Here is a 15912-nt window from a genome sequence, read left to right on the forward strand (position 1 = left end):
GGGCGCGGTCATGGAATGCGAATGTGGATGCCCTCCGAGCGGCTTGTCGCGAATCGGATGTCGAATGCGCCTCATGGCAGGCAGCCCTCGCGGCCCTCGGCTGCCGGCGCGCGGGCGCGGTAGATGTCCAGCTTGCCCGCCTTGGGCGCCGGCGCCGCGCCGCTGACCAGGAGCTCGGCCGGCTTCGACAGGTCCACCACCGGCCCCAGCGTGGTGCCGTCTGCGGTGTTGAACGCGATCGCCCAAGGTTCCGGATCGGCGTAGGCGGCGCCGTCGCACTGCGCCACCAGCAGCCGCACCGGTGCGGTGGCCGGATCGCGCGAGCGCGCGAACACGATCGCGCGGCCGCCGGCCAGCCAGGCGGCGTCGAAGTCGTCCTCCGGACCGTTCACGCCCGGCACCGGCAGCGGATCGACGAAGGCGGCGCCGTCCCAGCGCGCGACGAACAGGTCATGGCCGCCGGCGCCGCCGTGGCCGTCGCTGGCGAACAGCAGGCGCCGCCCGTCCAGATCCGGCGTCGGCGCCCACTCGTCGCCGGCGCCGTTGACCCCGGCGCCGAGGTTCTCCGCCTCGCCGAATCCGCCATCGGCCAGCACCGGCGCGCGGTACAGGTCGTCGCCGCCGAAGCCGCCGGCGCGATTGGAGAAGAAGTACAGCCAGCGGCCGTCGGCACTGAACACCGGGTCGAAATCGTTCTCCGGCGAGTTGACCGGCAGCGGCCGCGCCTCCGCCCAACGGTCGTCGCGCAGCCGCGCCTGCCACAGGTCCCAGCCGCCGGGCCCGCCTGCGCGATCGGTGCTGCCCCAGACGATCCACTGCCCGTCGGGACTCACGCTCGCGCGCACCTCGGAAGCGGCCGTCGACACGACGCCGGTGCCCTCGAGCCCGTAGGGCTGCAGGACCGCCGCTGCGGCCGCGGTCACGGCCGCGCAGAGTAGACTGAGGCACAGGACGGCTGGTTCGCGTGGCATCCGTGGAGTTCCGATGCATGGACCGGCCGAGTGTAACCACGACCGAGCAACGAGTTCCGCGATGACCCCGACCGATTCCGCCCCCGCCCGCTTCGCCCTGTTCGGCCACCCGGTGGCGCAATCGCTGTCGCCGCAGATCCATGCCGCGTTCGCCCGGCAGCTGTCGATCCCGCTGCAGTACACGGCGATCGACGCCACGGCGGGGACCTTCGCCGACCTGCTGGCGCGGTTCGCGGCGCAGGGCGGCGGCGCCGGCGCCAACGTCACCCTGCCGCTCAAGCAGCAGGCGGCGGCGCTGTGCGGCAGCCTCGGCGACGGCGCCCGCCGCAGCGGCGCGGTCAACACCCTGATCCGCAACGACGGCGGCTGGCATGGCGAGAACACCGACGGCCGCGGCCTGGTACGCGATCTCACCGAGCGCCACCGGCTCGACCTGCGCCAGCGCCGCACCCTGCTGATCGGCGCCGGCGGCGCCGCGCGCGGCGTGGCGCCGGCGCTGCTCGATGCCGGCATCGGCGACCTGTTCGTGGTCAACCGCACGCCCGAGCGCACCGACGCCCTGGCCGATGCCCTGGGCGAGCCCGGGCGCGTGCACCCGCGCTACATGGAAGACCTGAAAACGATGGGCGAGTTCGACCTGATCGTCCACGCCACCTCGGCCACGCGCAGCGGCTCGCTGCCGTCGCTGCCGATGTCGTTGATCGGCACCCGCGCCACCGCCGTCGACCTCAACTACGGCGACAGCGCGATCCCGTTCCTGGCCTGGGCACGCGCGGCCGGCGCCCACGACGCGGTCGACGGCCTGGGCATGCTGGTCGAGCAGGCCGCCGAGAGCTTCGCGCTGTGGCACGGCCGGCGCCCGGCCACCGACGAGGTCTACGCCGGCCTGCGCGAGCGCTATGCCACGCTCGTCACCGCCGACTGAGCACGCCCGTGGAGTGCCGTAGCGGCTGCGGCGCATGCTGCGTCGCGCCGTCGATCACCTCGCCGATTCCGGGCATGCCGCATGGCAAGCCCGCGGGCGCTCCCTGCGTGCAGCTCGACGACGACTACCGCTGCCGCCTGTTCGACCGCCCGGAGCGGCCGGCGTTCTGCGCCTCGCTGCGGCCGTCGCCCGACATGTGCGGGCGCGATCGGCGGCAGGCCTCCGACGCACTCGCGGCCCTGGAGCGCGCCACCGCCCCAATGACGGGCGTCCGGCGGGCAACGAAGCGTCCAGGCGCATTGCCGTAGGAGCGCGAGATGCGCGCGATGCCGCGCCAGGCAGCCTCTTCCGCCGCAGTGAGAAATGGGCCGTCGCCACGGCCGCAGCCAATAAATAGCCCACATCTCAAGCCGTTGGGCGACGTGTTGGTCCATCGTGAAGAGCTCGGCTATTGATTTACACCGCCTGTGGCGACGGGGCTTGTCTCGTCGCAACGGAGAAGGCTGCCTAGCGCGCTCCTACGAAAAGGCGAGGTACTCGTCCTTGAGGCGCACGTAGTGCGCGGCGCTGTAGTGCAGGCCTTCGATCTCGGCGTCGGAGAGCATGCGCACCTTGCGCGCCGGGTTGCCCAGCCACAATTCGCCCCCGCCGACGACCTTGCCCGGAGGCACCAGCGCGCCGGCGCCGACGAAGGCGTGGCGTTCGATCACCGCGCCGTCGAGCACGATCGCACCCATGCCGACCAGCGCGGCATCGCCGATGCGGCAGGCGTGGATCACCGCCTTGTGGCCGATGGTGACGTCCTCGCCGATCACCGTGGCGAATCCGCCGAGCTTGGCGTGCGGGCCGTCGTGGCTGACGTGCACCACGGTGCCGTCCTGCACGTTGCTGCGGGCGCCGATGCGGACGAAGTTGACGTCGCCGCGGATCACGGTCGACGGCCAGACCGAGACGTCGTCGCCGAGCACGATATCGCCGATCACGGTGGCGGCGGGATCGACGTAGACGCGCTCGCCGAGGACGGGGCGCTTGTCGCGGTAGGGGCGCAGGTGCATGGCGGCATGGGGTTCGCGTGTCGCGCCAGCTTAACCGGCGCGCACCGTGCGGGCACGCCCGTGGCGCCATGGCCGGCCTGGCGCCGGTGCTGACATCGCTGCGGCGTCGCGACTCCCGTCGCTCCCACAATCGAACCCAGGCGGTACTCGACCTGTGGGAGCGACGGGAGTCGCGACGCGGGGTGCGCACCGCGCCTACCGCAGTAGCCGTCGGTTCTCCACAACGACTCGCCCTGTCAGTCTCTGCCCGAAGCCGCACCCGCATGCAGGGCTACACTGCGGCGATGGAGCCAGCCCCCGACACGCCCGTTACCGAGCTGCCGCCCACCCTGTCGCGGCTGCGCGCGGCCTGGCAGGCGCGGCAACCCGATGTCGCCCAGCGCAGCGACGACCTCGCGCGCCTGCGCGCGGCGTTCAAGCCCCGCCTCGACGAGATGGCGCGGGCGATCGCCGCCGACTTCGGCCATCGCTCGCACCACGAATCGCTGCTCGCCGACGGCATGGCCGTGCTGGCCGAACTCGACCACCTGCGCCGGCACCTGCGCCACTGGACGAGGCCGCGCCGGGTCGGCGCCGGCTGGCGGCTGTGGCCGGCGCGCGCCGAGGTGCGGATGGCGCCGGTGGGCGTGGTCGGGGTGATCTCGCCCTGGAACTACCCGGTCAACCTGGCGCTGGTCCCGCTGGCGACCGCGATCGCCGCCGGCAACCACGTGTACCTGAAGCCGTCGGAACAGACGCCGCGCACCACCGGCTTCCTGTGCGAACTGCTGGCGGCGGTGTTCCCCGCCGACCGCGTGGCCGTGGCCTGCGGCGGCGCCGAGGTCGGCGCGGCCTTCGCCGCGCTGCCGTTCGACCACCTGGTGTTCACCGGCTCGACCGCGGTCGGGCGCAAGGTGATGGCCGCGGCGGCGCCCAACCTCACGCCGCTGACGCTGGAGCTCGGCGGCAAGTCGCCCGCGATCGTCTGCGACGACTTCCCCATCGCGCAGGCGGCCGCGCGGCTGGCGACCGGCAAGTGGTTCAACGGCGGCCAGACCTGCATCGCGCCCGACTACGTGCTGGTCGACGCGGCACGGCGCGACGCGCTGGTCGACGCGCTGCGCACCGAGGTGCAGGCGCGCTATGCCGGCGCCGATGCCGCCGCCGACTACACCCGTATCGTCAACAACGGCCAGGCCGCGCGCCTGCGGGGTTATCTCGACGACGCGACGCAGCGCGGCCTGCAGACCGTGCGGCTCGCCGAGATCTCCGGCGAACGCGCGATCGCGCCGACGCTGGTGCTCGATCCGCCCGACGACGCGATGGTGATGCGGGAGGAGATCTTCGGCCCGATCCTGCCGATCAAGAGCTACCGCACGCTGGACGAGGCGATCGACTTCGTCGCCGCCCGCGACCGGCCGCTGGCGCTGTATCCCTTCAGCCGCGACCGCGCCCGGATCGAGCGCATCCTGCAGCGCACGCTGGCCGGCGGCGTCACCGTCAACGACACACTGCTGCACTTCGCCACCAGCGCGCTGCCGTTCGGCGGCATCGGCGCCAGCGGCATGGGCGCCTACCACGGCCGCGCCGGCTTCGAGGCGATGAGCAAGGCGCTGCCGATCCTGTGGCAGTCGCGGCGCGCCGCGAGCGACCTGCTGAAGCCGCCGTACGCGAAGGTCGACCGCTTCATCCGCCTGCTGCTGCGCTGACGCCGCTACTGCTCAAGTCCGGCCCGTAACACCCGCATCCGGCGCTGGACACCCGCGCTGACGGATTCGTGCAGCGCTGGCGGAATGTCCGCCGGGAGCCCGGCTTCGAAAGATGCCAAAGCATCGCCCATGCGCGCGGCGATGCCCTCGACAGCGCTGCGGATGAGCGAACGCGGCAGGCCCGCCGCCTCGGCGGTCTGGAAGAAGTGCCTGGTCTGGATCCCGTCGATCCGGTAGTGGTGGTGGTTGCCGACCGACATGGCGAGCTTCATCTGCTTGCGCTCGATCTGGCGGGCGTCCAGGCTCGGCTGTGCGGTGAGTACGTCGTAGAGCGGCGTCAGGGCGTAGCCCCCGCCTGGATGCAGGAAGACGCTGAAGTTCTTGGCGTGCCCATCGGTCGCGCCGATCAGCCAGAAGACCAGTTGCGCCTGCAGCAGCGTACGGTGATCGTCGGCGGGCGAGTCGGCGCCCTTGAGAAGTTCCGCGATCTCCCGAATGCCGGGGCCGCCGTGGCTCTGGTATTTGCGTGCCGGCGGCACGGACAGCGCCTGGCAGCAATCCTCCTGCGGCAGGCGGATCAAACGGCCATTGCTCCAGGTCCGGTCGAAGCGTTCGACCACCAGCGCCTTGGTCTGGCCGAATGTCGCGATCTCGGCGCGGTTGACCTGCAGGCCGAGATGCCTCAGCAACTGCAAGCAATAGAACTCGTTCTCGACGCTGTTGGAGAGGTCGATGCCGTTCGGCAGTTTTCCGATCTGCGTTTTGAACAGGTGCGTCGTCGGCGTGGTGCCATGCGGCTTGATCCACCGGCCGTCATGCCAGAGCAGCGCGGTCTTTTCCTGCGCGCCTGCGATCGAGATCCTGAAATCGTCGTCCCGGCTCAGACCCAGCGGGGCTTGCGCCAGCGACTTGAGCAGTCGTTCGATGGCCTCCTCGTCGACCGGCTCTCCGGAAATCTCCGTCGTGCCTTCCGGCGTCGCATCGCCCGCGATGAACTGCAGGGCACCAATGCAGTCCCTGCCGATCGCGGCCAGCAAGCTATGGGCGTCGGCGCCTGCCGCACCGACCTTCTCAGCCACCCGCTTTCGCAAGTCCTCCGAGTCCGGCAACAGGTTCTCGAAGACCGCGACGACCGGCTCGCCCCGCCAAGGCTCCTCGCGCAGCGGGAGCGACAGCGACACCGGAAAGGCCTTGCCGTGGCCGAGCCATTCGCGATCATAGCGAAACTCGATCGCGCCGCTGGACGCCTTGAGCAGGTGCCCCACCAGGCGATCGTTCTGGTAGACGCGCAGCGGCGGGTGGCGGCGGGTCCGTGCCACGATCAGATCAGGTCCCGTGGATCGGCTCCGCGGCTGCGGGCGGCAACCTGGAACTCCAGACCAAGTGCCGCCAGCACCGCCAGCATGGTGTCCAGCCGGGTCGCCGGATTGCCGGTCTCGATCAGCGAAATGGTTTCCTGGCGCAAGCCGACCCGATCGCCCAGCGCACGCTGACTCATGTTGAGGCGCTTGCGGTTGCGGCGAACAAGGGCGCCGATCTGCTTGGGCGTGCGGGCAAGATCATGCATGGTGAACCTCCTGCCGGCGACTATGCGCCAATCACCATAAGTCGTCAATATGAGAATCAGCACATATTTTAGTTTATGCGCTTTATCCGATATTTATCATTTATGTGATCTGGCGCATAGAGCTGGTCGGTACGTTTCACTGGATAAGGCGCTTTCTGCAAATACCGAACTTGGGCCACGTGCTGAAATACCCTCGGGTCGGGCCACTCGTGTGTCCGGCCCTGGGCACGGTACGAAGGCCTACGCAAGCGCAGGCAGTCGGGGGCATGGCTGGGGTATCTTCAGATGAAGCGAAAATAAAATACAATCAATTCAAAAAGTTAGGCCTACTCATGAAAATCGCCAGCTGGAACGTCAACTCGCTCAACGTGCGCCTGCCGCACGTGGAACAGTGGCTGCGCGACGCCGCGCCCGACGTGGTCGGCATCCAGGAAACCAAGCTCGAGGACGCGCGCTTTCCGGACGCGGTGCTGGCCGCGCTCGGCTACCGCACCGTGTTCCATGGGCAGAAGACCTACAACGGCGTGGCGATCCTGGCGCGCGACCGCATGATCGCCGACGTGCAGATGGGCATCCCGGATTTCCACGACGACCAGAAGCGGGTGGTCGCGGCCACCGTGGACGGCATCCGCATCGTCAACCTGTACGTGGTCAACGGCCAGGACGTGGGCACCGAGAAGTACGCCTACAAGCTGCGCTGGCTGGAGGCAGTGCACGACTGGATCGCGCGCGAACTGCAGGCGCATCCGAAGCTGGTGGTGCTCGGCGACTTCAACATCGCCCCGGACGCGCGCGACGTGCACGACCCGGCGGTCTGGAACGACGACCACATCCTCACCTCGACCGCCGAGCGCGCCGCGCTGCAACGGCTGCTGGCGCTCGGCCTGCACGACGCCTTCCGCCTGCACAACGACGAGGCCGGGGCGTTCAGCTGGTGGGACTATCGTCAGGCCGCGTTCCGCCGCGGCATGGGCCTGCGCATCGACCTGACCCTGGTGTCGGACGCGCTGAAGCCGCTGGCGATCGCTTCGGGCATCGATCGCGAGCCGCGCACCTGGGAGCGGCCCAGCGACCATGCGCCGGCGTGGGTGCAGCTGGCCGGCTGACGCCACGCCGCGCACCGCCGGGCGGGTGCGCGCCGCGCTCGTGCCCTGCGGCGCTAGGATGGCCCGGCCTCCGACGGCGATCACGCCGCCCGCGCGCCCTCGCCCGCCATGACCGCGTACCGATTCGACGATTTCGTACTCGACGTCGCCAAGCGCGAGCTCGCCCGCGCCGGCGGGCCGGTGCGCCTGTCGCCGCGGGCGTTCGATTGCCTGGTGCATCTGCTCGGGCATCGCGACCGCGACGTCGGGCGTGACGAACTGGTGGCAGCGGTGTTCGGGCGCACGGACGTGTCCGACGCGCAACTGGGCCAGATCGTGTTGCGTGCGCGACGCGCGGTCGGCGACGACGGCCAGGGCCAGCGGCGCATCCGCACCGTGCCGCGCTACGGATTCCGCTGGGTGGGTGAGGCCGAAACGCTCGTCGACGCGCCCGCCGACATGGTCGGGCCGGTTCCGACTGCCCCCGGTGCGTCGGCCACCACTCGAGCACCTGCCGCCCGATCACGCCCGCCGCATGCTGAAGCGCGCCGCGCCCGCGGCTGGCCGGTGGCGTTGCTGGTGTCCGGCATGGCCGCCGTGGTCGTCCTGGCGGCGCGGCCGCTGTTGCGCGCGCCGCCTGCCGCGGCGGAGGCGGCCGCGGCCGCGTCTCGGGGCACCGCCGTGGTGGTGCTGCCCAGCCGCATCGACGGCCCAGACGACATGCAATGGGCGCGCATGGGGCTGATGGACTACCTGGCCGACCGCCTGCGCCGGGCCGGCCTGCCGGTGCCGCCCAGCGAGACCACCCTTCGGCTGGCCGATCGCGCCGGCGCCGGTGCCGGGGCCGCGACCGATCTGCGCCGGCTCGCCGACGCCGAACTGCTGGTCGGCAGCCGTGCCACATACCGCGACACGCGCTGGCGGGTGGAGTTGACGGCGGTCGCCGCCGACGGCATCGCCCAGCGCGGGCGCGCCGAACACGCCGATCTCATCAGCGCCGCCCGCAACGCCTGCGATCGCCTGCTGTCGGCACTGGGACGGACGCCGCCCGCCGATGGCGAACACGCGCCACCCGATCTGCAGGAGCGTCTGCTGCGTGCGCAGGCGGCCACCCTGGCCAATGAGCTGGACGCCGCGCGCGCGATCCTGCGCGCGGCGCCGGAACTGCAGCGACAGGCACCGCAACTGCGCTATCGCTTGGCGCAGGTGGATTTCCACGCCGGCCTGTACGAGCGCTCGCTGGCCGAACTGGATGCGTTGCTGGCGCAGGCCGGCAGCGGCGATCCGCTGTTCCGCGGCAACCTGCTCAACGCGCGCGGCGCCAACCGCATCCGCCTGGACCGGTACCACGAGGCGCAGAGCGACTTCGAAGCCGCCGTGGCCCTGCTCGATCCGCAGCGACATCCGGTCGAGGCCGGCAAGGCGCTCAATGGGCGCGGCGTCGCCCGCCTGGTACTGGGCGACTTCGAGGGTGCCTCGGCCGACCTCGGCCGCGCGCGGATCCTGCTCATGCGCATCGGCGATGCCGTCGGCGCGGCCCGGGTCGACGCGAACCTCGGCCATCTGGAGCGTCGCCGCGACCATCCGCACCAGGCCCTGGCGCATTTCGTCAGTGCCACGCGCGCGTTCGAATCGCTGGGCGCGATCAACGAGCTGGCGAGCACGCGCGCGATGGTGGTCGATGCCCACCTGCAGCTGCTGCAGAACGATCAGGCTGCGCAGGCCAGCGAACGCGCCCTGGCCATGCGCCCGCGGATCGGCGATGTCGCCCAGCGCGCCATGGTCGATCTCGACCACGCCAGGGTGCTGCTGCGCCTGGGCCGCCTGCGCGAGGCCGCCGGCCTGCTGGCGGCGCCGGCCGCCGACAGCCGCCCCAACGATTTCCTGCGCGGCCTGGCCGCGCTGCTTCGGGTCGAGCTGGCGCTGCAGGCCGGTCGCGCCGGTCCCGCGGTGCGGCTGGCGGACGCGGCACTGGCGCAATGGCCGGCGGCCGCCGAACCGATCCGCGGCTGGATGCTGCTACGGCGCGAACAGGCGGCGCTCGCCGCCGAGCTGCCCGGCCTGGCGGCCGGGCAGACGGTTGCGGGCGGCGAACCGTCGTTGCCCGACGCCCTGGTTCGCGCCATCGCGCTGCAACGCGGCGGCGACGAAGCCGCGGCGCACCAGGCCTACCGCCAGGCCCTGCTGGAGGCCGACCGCGCCGGCGCGCCGCACGACCTGGTCGAAGTGGCGAACGCCTACCTGCCCTGGCTGATCGAGCAGGGGCACCTGGCGGAAGCCGCCGAACTGGCCGGACGCGTGGCCCCGTGGGCGTCGTACGACTTCGACGCGGCCGTGCTGCAACTGCGCATCCACCACGCATCGGGCCAGCGCGAGGCCTGGCAGGCCGCACGGCAGGATGTCCGGCGGCTTGCCGGCGAACGCACGATCGCACCGTTCCTGCTGCTGCCGCCTGTCGCGGAGTCCACGCAAGCGCATGATCCGGATGCGATTTTGATTGATGCAATGAAATAGTCACGGAAATGGAGTGTCGCCCGGCGGGCGGCATGGGATGGATGCCGGCACCCCGGCATTCGCCGGCACGTCCGCGGACGGACCGGCACCGGTTCGCCGCGACCACTCGAACGCGGAGACACAAGCACGATGAAGTCGATTTTCCTGTCCCCACCTGCGGCGACCGGCATCGCTGTCGCCCGACAACCCGGTTCCGGTTCCTTCTTCCCCGCAGCCAGCCGCAATCCCCTGGTCCTGGCCCTTTGCGCCACCCTGCCGCTGGCCTTCGCGGCATCCGCCTGGGCGCAGACGGCCCCTGGCGATTTCGATCCAGCCGCCAAGGCCTCCACCGCCGGGCGCGCGGGTGAGACACCCGCCGCCCTCGACGGCACCGACGACGGCGCGAGCACCGCCGCCGAGCCGGACGCGGACGCCGGCATCGAAAGCGCTGATGCCGCCGAACGTTACTTCCAGGTCAACGGCGATCCGGACGGCGGTGACGATGCGCTGGCCCTGGGAGACTACGCCACCGCCATCGGCGCCGGCAGCCTGGCGCTGGGCGCGGAATCGCTGGCGCTAGGGCACCTATCCACCGCGATCGGCGACTTCAGCACCGCGATCGGCTACGGCACCAGCAGCGGCGGCACCTCGGCACTGGCCATCGGCGGCTATGCGGTGCTGCCCGAATACAACTCGAACTCGGCACCCTTGATAGAAATGGTGACCTCGGCCAATGGCGAGAACGCCACCGCGATCGGTCCCGGTGCCAGCGCCGACGGCGCGACCGCGCTGGCGCTGGGCGCCGGCGCCGAGGCCTCCGGCCACATCACTACCGCGATAGGCCTGCGCGCGCAGGCGACCGGCGGGTTCTCGACCGCCGTCGGCCCGTGGAGCGTCGCCGACGGACTGGGCGCCACGGCGATGGGCGTGGCCGCGAAAGCGCTGGAGGAAGATGCGACTGCGGTCGGCGCCGGCTCGACCGCGCTCGATTTCGGTTCCACCGCGTTCGGCGCCGGGTCTTTCGCGGAGCGCGGCGGTACCGCGATCGGCAACGTCGCGACCGCCTACGCGATCCATTCGGTCGCCGTGGGCACCGGCAGTTCAGCGGACGGCTATTTCGGCGTGGCCCTGGGTGGGGGTTCGAGGAACTACGGCGACTATTCGATCGCTGCCGGCTTCCAGGCCTCCTCCCGCGGCACCGGCAGCGTCGCCATCGGCGAGTACGCCGAAACCGGCGGCTACCTGCCCAAAGAGCCACCGGACGACGATGAACCCTGCTGGATCTGCCCGCCGGAAGAGGGCGGGCCGATGGCCGGCACCCTCGACGGCATCGACACTCCGGCCGACGCGGTCAACGCCGTGGCCATGGGCCATCGCGCCCAGGCCTGGGCCGACCGCAGCGTGGCGATCGGCGAGTACGCCGCCGCCTTCACCGAGAACAGCGTGGCGCTGGGCGCCGGCTCGCACGCCGACCGCGACAACGTCGTCTCGGTGGGCGCCGGCGCCGAATGGCGCGCCTCCGACGGCACCCTGCACGCTGCGATCCGGCGCCAGATCGTCAACGTCGCCGCCGGCACCCAGGACCACGACGCGGTCAACGTGGCCCAGCTCGGCCAGTTCGCGCCGGTGCTGGGCGGTGGCGCGGCGATCGTCGATGGCGTGCTGCGCCTGCCCGCCTACAGCATCCAGGGGCAGAGCTACGCGGACATCGGCTCCACCTTCGCCGCCATCGACGGCCGCCTGAGCAGCCTGCAAAGCGCCATCGACGGGATCGAGCCGGTACCCGGACCACCGGGACCTCCGGGTCCGCAGGGGCCGGAGGGACCGGCCGGCAACGACGGGATCGGCTACGACGACGACGGCAAGGCCACGCTGACCCTCGAGGGCGAGGGTGGCACGCGCGTGCGCAACGTCGCCGACGGCGTGGCGGGGACCGACGCCGTCAACAAGCGGCAGATGGACGCCGGCGACGCCGCCACCCTGGACTCGGCGCGCGAGTACACGGATGCCGCGTCCACCCGCACCCTGTCCTCGGCCAAGGCCTACACCGACCAGCGCTTCCAGGCGCTCAACGACGATTTCCTGCGCCTGGAAGAGAACGTCGGCCAGCGTCTGGACCAGCAGGACAGGCGGATCGACAAGATCGGGGCGATGAGCACGGCGATGATGAACATGTCGATCAACGCCGCCAACAGCCGCAGCCCGCGCGGGCGCGTCGCTGTGGGTGCCGGCTGGCAGGGCGGCGAGAGCGCGTTGTCGCTCGGCTATTCGAAGGCGATCGGCAATCGTGCCTCGATCAGCCTGGGTGGCGCGTTCACCAGCGACGAGAGTTCGGCCGGCGTCGGCTTCGGCATCGACCTGTAACGGCGCGGCCGCCCGCGCGCGGCCGCTGTCCCAATTTCCCGCGACCTGTGCCGCCGCACGCCGCCGGCACCGTCGACCACGATGAGGATTCCCATGCACATGCTTCTTCGCACGCTCGCCGGACTGACGCTCGGCGTCGCCGCTGCGGCCACCGCCAGCGGACGGCCGGGCGCCGAGCGCTCTCCGTCTTCGCATGCCCTGCCCGCCGCCACCCGCATCGCGCCGCCGTCCAGCCAGCGGCCGCCACCGCAGGCGCAATTCAACCGTTTCATCGTCCAGTACCGCGACACCGGCGGCCCCCGGCCGGATGCCGCCACCGCCCTGCGCAGGATCGGTACCGCCGCCGCGGACGCCGGCCTCGCGGCCGCCGGACCGCGGGCGCCCGGCGTGGCGATGCGGCACGTGCGCCGCACCGCCACGGGCGGCGAGGTGGTAGCCAGCTCGAGGCCGTTGGACGCGGTGGAGGCCGAGCGCTTCCTGGCGCGCCTGCGCCTCGATCCCGAGATCGCCTTCGCGCAACCGGACTTCATCAAGACCGTGCTGGACACGGTGCCGAACGATCCGCACTACGCCGACCTGCAGTGGGACATGCACCACCCGGTCGGCGGCGTCAACGCCCCGCAGGCCTGGGACGTCTCCAGCGGCGAGGGCGTGGTGGTGGCGGTGATCGACACCGGCTACGTCGAGCACGTCGACCTGTCCGCCAACCTGCTGCCGGGCTACGACTTCGTCAGCTGGTACGGCCAGCAGGCCGACGGCCAGACCTATCCCGACATCGCCGGCGACGGCGACGGCCGCGACCCCGACGCCCGCGATCCCGGCGACTGGACCGACCAGAGCATGGCCGGCTGGTGCGGTGCGACCGCTCCCAGCTCCTGGCACGGCAGCCACGTCGCCGGCACGGTGGCGGCGGTGGCGAACAACGGGCGCGGCATCGCCGGCCTCGCCCACGGCGCGCGGGTGCAGCCGGTGCGGGTGATGGGGCACTGCGGCGGGCTGACCTCGGACATCGCCGACGCCATCGTCTGGGCGTCGGGCGGCCGGGTCGACGGCGTGCCCGACAACGCCACCCCGGCCGAGGTGCTCAACCTCAGCCTGGGTTCGAACAACGCCTGCTCGGCCGATCCCGCCACCCAGGCGGCGATCGACGACGCCCTCGGCCGCGGCGTGACCGTGGTGGTGGCGGCCGGCAACTCGGGGCAGGACGCCGCCAACCACAGCCCCGCCAGCTGCGCCGGCGTGGTCACCGTGGCCGCGACCGACGTCAACGGCGCGATCGCCTACTACAGCAACTTCGGCCATAACGTCAGCCTGGCGGCGCCCGGCGGCGGCGCGCAGCCCGACGACACCGGCTGGATCTGGTCGACCGGCAACAGCGGCCAGACCTCGCCGGTGGCCAGCCCCGGGGGCGACGTGCTGATCGGCCAGGCGGGCACCTCGATGGCCGCGCCGCACGTGGCCGCCACGGTGGCGCTGATGCAGAGCGCCGCGGTCGCCGCCGGGCATCCGCCGCTGACCCCGGCCCAGGCCAAGGCGGTGCTCAAGGGCACCGCCAAGCCGTTCGGCCAGGCGCCGCCGAGCAACCGCCCCATCGGCACCGGCATCGTCGACGCCGCACGCGCCGCCGTCGCGGCCGCGCAAGGCTTCGACGAGTCCGACCTGGCGCTGCCGCTGACCAGCCGCGTCCCGGTCGCCGGCGGCGGCGGCGAGGCCGCCGAGGACCTGCTGTTCAAGGTGGCGGTGCCGGCCGGCGCGCGCAGCCTGACCCTGCGCAGCTACGGCGGCGTCGGCAACGTCGACCTGTTCGTCGCCCGCGAACGCGTGCCGACCGAACAGGACCACGACCGCGCCTCGCGGCACGCGGGCAACAGCGAGTCGGTGACGATCGCCGCACCGGCGGCCGGCACCTGGTTCCTGCGCCTGCGCAGCGATGTGCCCTACCGCGGCGTCTCGGTGCTGGCGGTACTGCAATAACCTCGCATCGGCGGTGCGCCGTCCGTGGCGTTGCCGCTCTTGGTTCCAGCGCTGCGCTTTCGCAGGAGCTCGCGATGTTGCGGATTCGGGATTCGGGATTCGGGATTCGGGATTCGGGATTCGGGATTCGGGATTCGGGATTCGGGATTCGGGATTCGGGATTCGGGATTCGGGAAAGCGTAACGGCCTTGCTCGTCATCCCGGCGAAAGCCGGGATCCAGCTTTTGATGTACCCGAAAGGCTGGATCCCGGCTTTAGTCGGGATGACGGATGACAGGCTATCGGCAGGATGCCTGCTGCTTTCCCGAATCCCTCGGCATCGTGCGCATGGGCGCGCTTACGAAAAGGGAACGGACATTCAGTCGAACAGCTTGCCAGGATTCATCACGCCGTTCGGATCCAGCACCGCGCGGATGCCGCGCATCAGCGCGATCTCTTCCGCGCTGCGCGTGCTGCCGAGATAGGGTTTCTTCACCAGCCCGATCCCGTGCTCGGCGGAGATGCTGCCGCCATGGCGCCGCAGCAGGTCGGCCAGCAGTTCGGTGACGCGGCCGCATTGCGCCATGAACGTCTCGTCGTCGACGTCGTCGGGCTGCAGCACGTTGATGTGCAGGTTGCCGTCGCCGATGTGGCCGAACCAGACCACCTCGAACCGCGGATAGGCCTCGGCCAGCAGCGACTGCGCCTCGGCCAGGAACGCCGGCATCGCCGAGATCCGCACCGCGATGTCGTTCTTGTAGGGCCGGTAGCGCGCCACCGCCTCGGTGATGCCCTCGCGCAGGCGCCACAGCTGCTGCGCCTGCGCCTGGCTCTGGGCGATGGCGCCGTCGAGGATCCAGTCCTGCGCCATGCAGGCCTCGAATGCGGCCAGCCCGGCGGCCTGCTGCGCCTCGTCGGCGGCATCGAACTCGGCGACGACGTAGTACGGGTGCACGTCGTCGAAGGGATCGGTGCCGCCGTGCGCGAGCACGTGCCGCAGGCCGCGGTCGGTGAGGAACTCGAAGGCCTGGAGCCGCAGCCGCGCGCGGAACTCGGCGAACACCCGCATCAGCACCTCGAACGAGGGCAGCGCCAGCAGCATGGTCTGCGCCGGCGGCGGCGGATCGGCCAGTTTCAGCATCGCCTCGACGACGATGCCGAGCGTGCCCTCGGCGCCGATCGCCAGGTGACGCAGGTCGTAGCCGCTGGAGTTCTTCACCAAGCCGCGGTTGAGGTCGAGCAGGTCGCCACCGCCGGTGACCAACTTCAGCCCGGCGATCCATTCGCGGGTGTTGCCGTAGCGGATCACGCGGATGCCGCCGGCGTTGGTGGCGATGTTGCCGCCGATCGAGCACGAGCCGCGGGCGCCGAAGTCGACCGGATACAGCAGCCCCTGCGCGGCGGCGGCCTCGTGCACCGCCTGCAGCGTGATGCCCGGCTGCACGGTCAGCGTGCGCCCGACCGCATCGAACCCGAGCACGCGGTTCATCCGCTCCAGGCCGACCACCAGTTCGCCGTGTGCCGCGACGGCGCCGCCGGACAGGCCGGTGCGGCCGCCGGACGGCACCAGCGCCACGCCCTGCGCGTTGGCCCAGCGCACGATCGCCTGCACCTCTTCGATGCCGCCGGGCAGCGCGATCGCCAGCGGCGCCGGCGTCCAGCGCCGGGTCCAGTCGCGGCCGTAGTGCTCGAGGTCGGCCGGATCGGTCTTCAGGTGCAGGCCCGGGACGGCCTGGCGCAGGGCATCGAGACGCGGATCGTTCATCGGGGCGGGTCGTGTTGAAGAGGAAATGGCGGGTTCTCTTGCAGGG

12 protein-coding genes are annotated in these 15912 nt (G+C 71.5%); 7 read left to right on the plus strand and 5 right to left on the minus strand.

All coding sequences use genetic code 11. From position 1 onward, the window contains the following. Positions 1-71: 71 nt before the first annotated feature. Entirely contained in the window at positions 72-971 is a 900-nt protein-coding gene (locus tag U3649_RS01660) for a TolB family protein (protein ID WP_407353162.1), read from the minus strand. Between the two features lie 61 nt (positions 972-1032). On the opposite strand from U3649_RS01660, the gene aroE reads away from it, so the two are divergent. Beyond that, positions 1033-1896 carry a shikimate dehydrogenase gene (gene aroE, locus U3649_RS01665; RefSeq protein WP_407353163.1) on the plus strand — a complete coding sequence of 288 codons (864 nt, stop codon included), beginning with the start codon at positions 1033-1035 and terminating at the stop codon, positions 1894-1896. Positions 1897-1904: 8 nt separating this feature from the next. Next, entirely contained in the window at positions 1905-2204 is a 300-nt protein-coding gene (locus U3649_RS01670; RefSeq protein WP_407353164.1) for a YkgJ family cysteine cluster protein, read from the plus strand. Positions 2205-2414: 210 nt separating this feature from the next. Here U3649_RS01670 and U3649_RS01675 read toward each other — a convergent pair whose 3' ends face one another. Continuing rightward, positions 2415-2951: a gamma carbonic anhydrase family protein gene (locus U3649_RS01675; RefSeq protein WP_407353165.1), complete on the minus strand. Its 537-nt coding sequence runs from the start codon at positions 2949-2951 to the stop codon at positions 2415-2417. A 284-nt stretch (positions 2952-3235) separates the two neighbouring features. Here U3649_RS01675 and U3649_RS01680 point away from each other — a divergent pair, with 284 nt between their 5' ends. Continuing rightward, positions 3236-4639 (plus strand): coniferyl aldehyde dehydrogenase, encoded by a 1404-nt coding sequence (locus U3649_RS01680; protein WP_407353166.1) that lies wholly within the window; start codon positions 3236-3238, stop codon positions 4637-4639. A 5-nt stretch (positions 4640-4644) separates the two neighbouring features. Here the strand turns inward: U3649_RS01680 and U3649_RS01685 are convergent, their stop codons facing one another. After that, positions 4645-5958 (minus strand): type II toxin-antitoxin system HipA family toxin, encoded by a 1314-nt coding sequence (locus tag U3649_RS01685; RefSeq protein WP_407353167.1) that lies wholly within the window; start codon positions 5956-5958, stop codon positions 4645-4647. A 2-nt stretch (positions 5959-5960) separates the two neighbouring features. After that, positions 5961-6206, minus strand: coding sequence for a helix-turn-helix domain-containing protein (locus tag U3649_RS01690; RefSeq protein WP_407353168.1), 246 nt, complete (start codon positions 6204-6206; stop codon positions 5961-5963). Positions 6207-6538: 332 nt separating this feature from the next. Between U3649_RS01690 and xth the strand changes: the two genes are divergently transcribed. The 4 genes from xth (at position 6539) to U3649_RS01710 (ending at position 14122) form a co-directional block, all read left to right on the plus strand. Further along, on the plus strand, positions 6539-7312 hold the full coding sequence (gene xth / locus U3649_RS01695) for an exodeoxyribonuclease III (protein WP_407353169.1): 774 nt from the start codon (positions 6539-6541) through the stop codon (positions 7310-7312). Between the two features lie 108 nt (positions 7313-7420). Continuing rightward, a complete protein-coding gene (locus U3649_RS01700) occupies positions 7421-9805 on the plus strand; it encodes a winged helix-turn-helix domain-containing protein (RefSeq protein WP_407353170.1) in 2385 nt (794 codons plus the stop codon). 129 nt (positions 9806-9934) lie between these two features. Further along, the gene (locus U3649_RS01705) at positions 9935-12148 is read left to right on the plus strand and encodes a YadA-like family protein (protein WP_407353171.1); all 2214 of its coding nucleotides are present in this window, start codon (positions 9935-9937) and stop codon (positions 12146-12148) included. Positions 12149-12241: 93 nt separating this feature from the next. Further along, positions 12242-14122: a S8 family peptidase gene (locus tag U3649_RS01710; RefSeq protein WP_407353172.1), complete on the plus strand. Its 1881-nt coding sequence runs from the start codon at positions 12242-12244 to the stop codon at positions 14120-14122. 358 nt (positions 14123-14480) lie between these two features. Here the strand turns inward: U3649_RS01710 and U3649_RS01715 are convergent, their stop codons facing one another. Continuing rightward, on the minus strand, positions 14481-15866 hold the full coding sequence (locus U3649_RS01715; protein ID WP_407353173.1) for an FAD-binding oxidoreductase: 1386 nt from the start codon (positions 15864-15866) through the stop codon (positions 14481-14483). Positions 15867-15912 lie beyond the last annotated feature (46 nt).

It is taken from the genome of Luteimonas sp. R10 (assembly GCF_045689605.1).
Classification (GTDB): Bacteria; Pseudomonadota; Gammaproteobacteria; order Xanthomonadales; family Xanthomonadaceae; genus Luteimonas.

Bases quoted from the DNA above. Each gene is read 5' to 3' on its own strand.
- aroE (WP_407353163.1), top strand. From the start codon at position 1,033: ATGACCCCGACCGATTCCGCCCCCGCCCGCTTCGCCCTGTTCGGCCAC.
- xth (WP_407353169.1), top strand. From the start codon at position 6,539: ATGAAAATCGCCAGCTGGAACGTCAACTCGCTCAACGTGCGCCTGCCG.
- U3649_RS01700 (WP_407353170.1), top strand. From the start codon at position 7,421: ATGACCGCGTACCGATTCGACGATTTCGTACTCGACGTCGCCAAGCGC.
- U3649_RS01660 (WP_407353162.1), bottom strand. From the start codon at position 971: ATGCCACGCGAACCAGCCGTCCTGTGCCTCAGTCTACTCTGCGCGGCC.
- U3649_RS01690 (WP_407353168.1), bottom strand. From the start codon at position 6,206: ATGCATGATCTTGCCCGCACGCCCAAGCAGATCGGCGCCCTTGTTCGC.
- U3649_RS01710 (WP_407353172.1), top strand. From the start codon at position 12,242: ATGCACATGCTTCTTCGCACGCTCGCCGGACTGACGCTCGGCGTCGCC.
- U3649_RS01675 (WP_407353165.1), bottom strand. From the start codon at position 2,951: ATGCACCTGCGCCCCTACCGCGACAAGCGCCCCGTCCTCGGCGAGCGC.
- U3649_RS01705 (WP_407353171.1), top strand. From the start codon at position 9,935: ATGAAGTCGATTTTCCTGTCCCCACCTGCGGCGACCGGCATCGCTGTC.
- U3649_RS01715 (WP_407353173.1), bottom strand. From the start codon at position 15,866: ATGAACGATCCGCGTCTCGATGCCCTGCGCCAGGCCGTCCCGGGCCTG.
- U3649_RS01680 (WP_407353166.1), top strand. From the start codon at position 3,236: ATGGAGCCAGCCCCCGACACGCCCGTTACCGAGCTGCCGCCCACCCTG.